Origin of the sequence: Mesorhizobium sp. M7A.F.Ca.CA.002.04.1.1 (assembly GCF_004022805.1) — a bacterium.
GTDB lineage: Bacteria > Pseudomonadota > Alphaproteobacteria > Rhizobiales > Rhizobiaceae > Mesorhizobium > Mesorhizobium ciceri.
On record NZ_RZPL01000477.1, the window covers coordinates 1 to 4,527 of the forward strand.

4 protein-coding genes and 1 pseudogene are annotated in these 4,527 nt (G+C 65.7%); 2 read left to right on the forward strand and 3 right to left on the reverse strand.

The window, feature by feature from the left end:
* Together ENZ75_RS22105 and arsK are read left to right on the forward strand one after the other, a co-directional pair.
* Nucleotides 1–879: pseudogene (locus ENZ75_RS22105) on the forward strand (NAD(P)-binding domain-containing protein); the annotation flags it as partial.
* Nucleotides 872–2,116 carry an arsenite efflux MFS transporter ArsK gene (arsK, locus tag ENZ75_RS22110; RefSeq protein WP_063168656.1) on the forward strand — a complete coding sequence of 415 codons (1,245 nt, stop codon included), beginning with the start codon at nucleotides 872–874 and terminating at the stop codon, nucleotides 2,114–2,116. The pseudogene ENZ75_RS22105 and the gene arsK, both read left to right, overlap by 8 nt.
* Before the next feature lie 10 nt (nucleotides 2,117–2,126).
* On the opposite strand, the gene ENZ75_RS22115 is transcribed toward arsK, so the two are convergent.
* The 3 genes from ENZ75_RS22115 to ENZ75_RS22125 are packed head-to-tail and all read right to left on the reverse strand — an operon-like array spanning nucleotide 2,127 to nucleotide 4,254.
* Nucleotides 2,127–2,855 (reverse strand): amino acid ABC transporter ATP-binding protein, encoded by a 729-nt coding sequence (locus ENZ75_RS22115; protein ID WP_024501778.1) that lies wholly within the window; start codon nucleotides 2,853–2,855, stop codon nucleotides 2,127–2,129.
* 56 nt (nucleotides 2,856–2,911) lie between these two features.
* On the reverse strand, nucleotides 2,912–3,586 hold the full coding sequence (locus ENZ75_RS22120) for an amino acid ABC transporter permease (RefSeq protein ID WP_063168655.1): 675 nt from the start codon (nucleotides 3,584–3,586) through the stop codon (nucleotides 2,912–2,914).
* Nucleotides 3,583–4,254, reverse strand: coding sequence for an amino acid ABC transporter permease (locus tag ENZ75_RS22125; protein WP_013530557.1), 672 nt, complete (start codon nucleotides 4,252–4,254; stop codon nucleotides 3,583–3,585). Before ENZ75_RS22125 ends, ENZ75_RS22120 begins: the two co-directional genes overlap by 4 nt.
* Nucleotides 4,255–4,527: the final 273 nt, after the last annotated feature.

Sequence of the window (4,527 nt, forward strand, 5' to 3'; positions counted from 1 at the left end):
GCCTATGGCATTCCCGACGTGGTCGGCAAGGCGAGAGAAGACTATGCGGGCAAGCGCATCCTGGTCATCGGCGGCGGGCACTCGGCCATCAACGTCGCGCTGGCGCTGATGGAGTTGCAGGATGGCGTGCCTGGCACCGAAATCTTCTGGGCGCTGCGGCACGCCAGCATCGAGAGATTGCTCGGCGGCGGGCTGAACGACCAGTTGCCGGAACGTGGCGCGCTCGGGCTGGCCGCCAGGCAGGCGATGGCGGACGGCAGGCTGAACATGCTGACGGGCTTCGCCGTCGACCGCATCGAGACGCAAGGCGAGAAGCTTGCCGTCGACGCCCACCTCGCCGGCAAGCCGTTCAGCATGGCCGTGGACCGCATCGTCGTCACCACCGGCTTCAGGCCAGACCTGTCGTTCCTCGGCGAAATCCGCATCGCGCTCGATCCCGTCGTCGAAGCGCCGCCGGCACTGGCGCCGCTGATCGATCCGAACTTCCACTCATGCGGCACGGTTCCCGCGCATGGCATTGCGGAGCTCGCGCATCCCGAACCCGGTTTCACCATCGTCGGCTCGAAATCCTACGGCCGTGCCCCGACCTTCCTGATGGCGACCGGCTACGAGCAGGTCCGCTCGGTGGTGGCCGATATTGCCGGAGACCATGCCGCGGCCCGCGAGGTGCGGCTGGTGCTGCCGGAGACCGGCGTGTGCAGTGCCGTCGGTGTCGCGACGGTATCGGAAAGCGCCGGCTGCTGTGGCGGGGCTGCTCCCGCCGCTGTCGATGCCTGCTGCGTCAGGGATGCGGACGCCAAGGCACCCGGCGCATCGGGTTGCGGCTGCGCAACCGATGCCGAGCCGAGAAGAGCCGTATCGGCCGGCATCGATGCCTGACCGGTCCGTCCTGCGCAAGGCGATCTGGGCGCTTGGGCTGACCCAGATCATCGGCTACGGCACGCTCTATTACAGCTTCTCGATGCTGGCGCCGGCAATGGCACGCGAGTTCGGGCTCACGGAAGGCTGGGTATTCGCAGCCCTGTCGGCCTCGCTGTTTGCCGGCAGCCTGTTCGCGCCGACTGCCGGGCGGTGGGCCGACCGCTTCGGCGCCGGCCGCCTCATGACCGTCGGCTCGGTCGCGGCGGCTGTGGCGCTGGCGCTGTGCGCCGTCGCACCCGGCCGCGTGAGCTTCGTTCTGGGATTGCTGGCGATGGAACTGGCCTCCAGCTTCGTCCTCTACAGCGCTGCCTTCGTGTTGATCGTGCAGGTCGGGGTTCCCCGGCCGCAACGCAGCATCACCCATCTGACGCTGATCGCCGGGTTTGCCTCTACCCTGTTCTGGCCGCTGACCTCGGCGCTGCATGCGCATCTCACATGGCGCGAGGTCTACCTTTTGTTCGCCGCTCTCAATCTCGGCCTATGCCTGCCGATCCACGCCTGGCTGATGCGCCTGTCGCGTCGCCACGCAACGGTCACGCCGCATGAGCGCGGCTCCGCCCCCGATGAAGCGGGAATGCCGCTCGATGCGCGGCGCGGCCGGGCCGCATTCCTGCTGATGCTGGCGGGGTTCGCCACCGAAGGCTTCGTGCTGTCGGCGATCCTCATCCACATGGTGCCGCTGACGGCGGCCCTTGGGCTCGGCACCGCAGGCCTCTTCGTCTCGACCCTGTTCGGGCCGGCGCAGGTCGCCAGCCGGTTGATCAACATGCTGTTTGGCGGGCGGCTGCAGCAGACGCACCTTGCCGTCATTGCCGCGTCACTGCTCACGGCCGGGCTGTGTGCGCTGTTGCTGACCACGCCATGGCTGCCCGGCGCCTTCGTGTTCGTGTTCCTGTTCGGCCTCGGCTCCGGCCTCACCAGCATCGTCGGCGGCACCTTGCCGCTCGAACTCTTCGGCCGCGAAGGCTATGGCGCGCGGCTGGGATGGGCGAGCGCTGCCCGTCAGTTCACCTCGGCCTTTGCGCCGTTCGCGCTCGCCTTCATGATGGCGCGGACATCGGTCGCCAATTCCCTGTGGGTGCTGGTGGTCGTCGCCGCGAGCGGCGTCATCGCCTTCCTCGCCATCGCGCTGCTCAGGCGGCGCGGCGGCCCGGCAGCGTTTGCGATTGGCGGCAGCGCGGAAGAGGCGACCTGACCGCCCGCCTTTAGTGCCGCAGAATCTTGCTCAGGAAAGCGCGGCTGCGGTCGGTCTTGGGGTGTGAGAAGAACTCGTCGGGCGTGCCGCTTTCGACGATGGCGCCAGCGTCCATGAACACCACGCGCTGGGCGACCTTGCGGGCAAAGCCCATCTCGTGCGTCACCACCATCATGGTCATGCCTTCCTCGGCGACCGCGACCATGACGTCGAGCACTTCGGAAATCATCTCGGGATCGAGCGCCGAGGTCGGCTCGTCGAACAGCATGATTTTGGGCCGCATGCCGAGGCAACGCGCGATCGCCACGCGCTGCTGCTGGCCGCCGGAGAGCTGTGCTGGATAGGCATTGACCTTGTCGGCGAGGCCTACCTTGGCCAGCAATTCGCGGCCGGCCTTTTCGGCTTCGGCACGCGGGATCTTGCGGACATGGATGGGGGCGAGCGTGACGTTTTCGAGTGCCGTCTTATGCGGGTAGAGGTTGAACGACTGGAAGACGAAGCCGATCTCGGTGCGCAGCTGGGTCATGTTGGTGGCGGGGTCGCCCAGGCGCTGGCCGTCGACGACGAGATCGCCGTCCTTGATCGCCTCCAGGCCGTTGACGCAGCGGATCAGAGTGCTTTTGCCCGAGCCGCTCGGGCCGCAGACGACGACCACTTCGCGCGGTTCGACGCTGAGCGTGATGTCCTTGAGCACGTTGAGCGAGCCGAACCATTTGTTGACGCCGCGAAAGTCGATCATGCCGGTTTTGGCAAGGCCCGTTTTGGTCATGTTTTCTGGACCTTTGGGGTTGGAAGTCACAACTGCACCTCGGCATGCGCCGCGCCCATGCGCTGCTCCAGCCGGCGGGCCAGCATGATCAGCGGATAGCAGACGATGAAATAGCCGACGCCGACGAGGAAGAACACCAGCAGGCCGTTGGGCACACGCTGCACCACCAGCCAGCCGACGCGGGTGAGGTCGGTCAATCCGATGGCCGAGACGACAGAAGAATCCTTGATCAGCAGCACATACTGCCCGACCAATGGCGGCAGCACGATGCGCATCGCCTGCGGCAGCACCACCTGGCGCATGCGCTGCCAGCGCGACAGGCCGGACGCCAGTGCCGCCTCGACCTGGCCTGTCGGCACCGAGCGGATGCCGGCGACGACGATCTCGCAGATGAAGCAGGCAGCCAGATTGGTCAGCGCGATGATGCCGGCGGTGAAGGCATCGAGTTCGATGCCGAACTCAGGCAGGATGAAGAAGATCAGGAAGATCTGCACCAGGAACGGCGTGCCGCGGATCAGGTCGACCCAGGCCCCGATCAAACCCGAGATCAGACGGTTGCCGCCGGTCCGCAGGATGCCGAGGGCGAAGCCGAGCAGCGTGCCGAGCACCAGGCTGATCAGCGACAGCAACACGGTCATGCCGAGGCCGCGCAGGGCCAGTGGATAGGAGCCGGCGAGGCTTTGCAGTTGTTGCCAGATCATGTCCGCGCCCCCGCTGTGCCGAGCCAGCGGCTGGAGAGCCCAGCCAGTCCTTTCAGGCCGTAATAGAGCAGCAGATAGAAGGCGGCGATGGTGAGGAAGCCTTCCGCCGGCATGAAGCGGTCGGAGGCGAGCAATTGACCGGCGCGTGTCAGTTCCGAAACCGAGATCAGCGACAAAAGGGCGGAATCCTTGACCAGCACGATCGCCTGGCCGAGCAGCGGCGGGATCGTCACCTTGAAGGCTTGCGGCAGGACGACAAGGCGCATGCGCTGGACATAGGTCATGCCCGAAGCGACGCTGGCCTCGACCTGGCCGCGCGGGATCGACAGGATGCCGGCGCGAATGATTTCAGCGATATAGGCGCCGCTGTTCAGCGACAACGCGAGGATGCCGACGACGAGTTCCGGCAGAACGAAGCCGAGCCGGGGCAGGCCGAAATAAAGAAAATAGAGCTGCGCCAGCAAGGGCGTGGCACGCACCGCATCGATATAGGCCTTGGCCGGGGCGCGAAACAGCCAGCCGCGCTGCAGATTCATGGCGCACAGCACGATGCCGACGATGAGCGCGCCGACAAAGGACAGCGCCGACAGCCAAACGGTCGTGACCAGGCCCTGTCCGAACAACGGCAGGTATTCGACGATGGTGCGGAAACTGAAATTTTCGAGCATCGTTGGGTGAAATCCCCAGAGCGCAGGCAACGACAGATGAAACGAAATTCCGGGCGGCTTCGCGGCGTTTAAGATGCGCGCGAAACCGCCTGGATTTATCGCTGCTTAGTGATCCTTCTTCCAGGCGTCGGAATTGACCCAGTAGTCGAGGTTCTTCTGCAGGCGGCCGTCGATAGTGACCTGGTTGAGGAACAGGTTCATCCAGATCAACAGGTCCGGCTCATCATAGCGGGTGGCGAAGGCAAGCGGCTCCTTCGACAGAAGGTCCGGCAT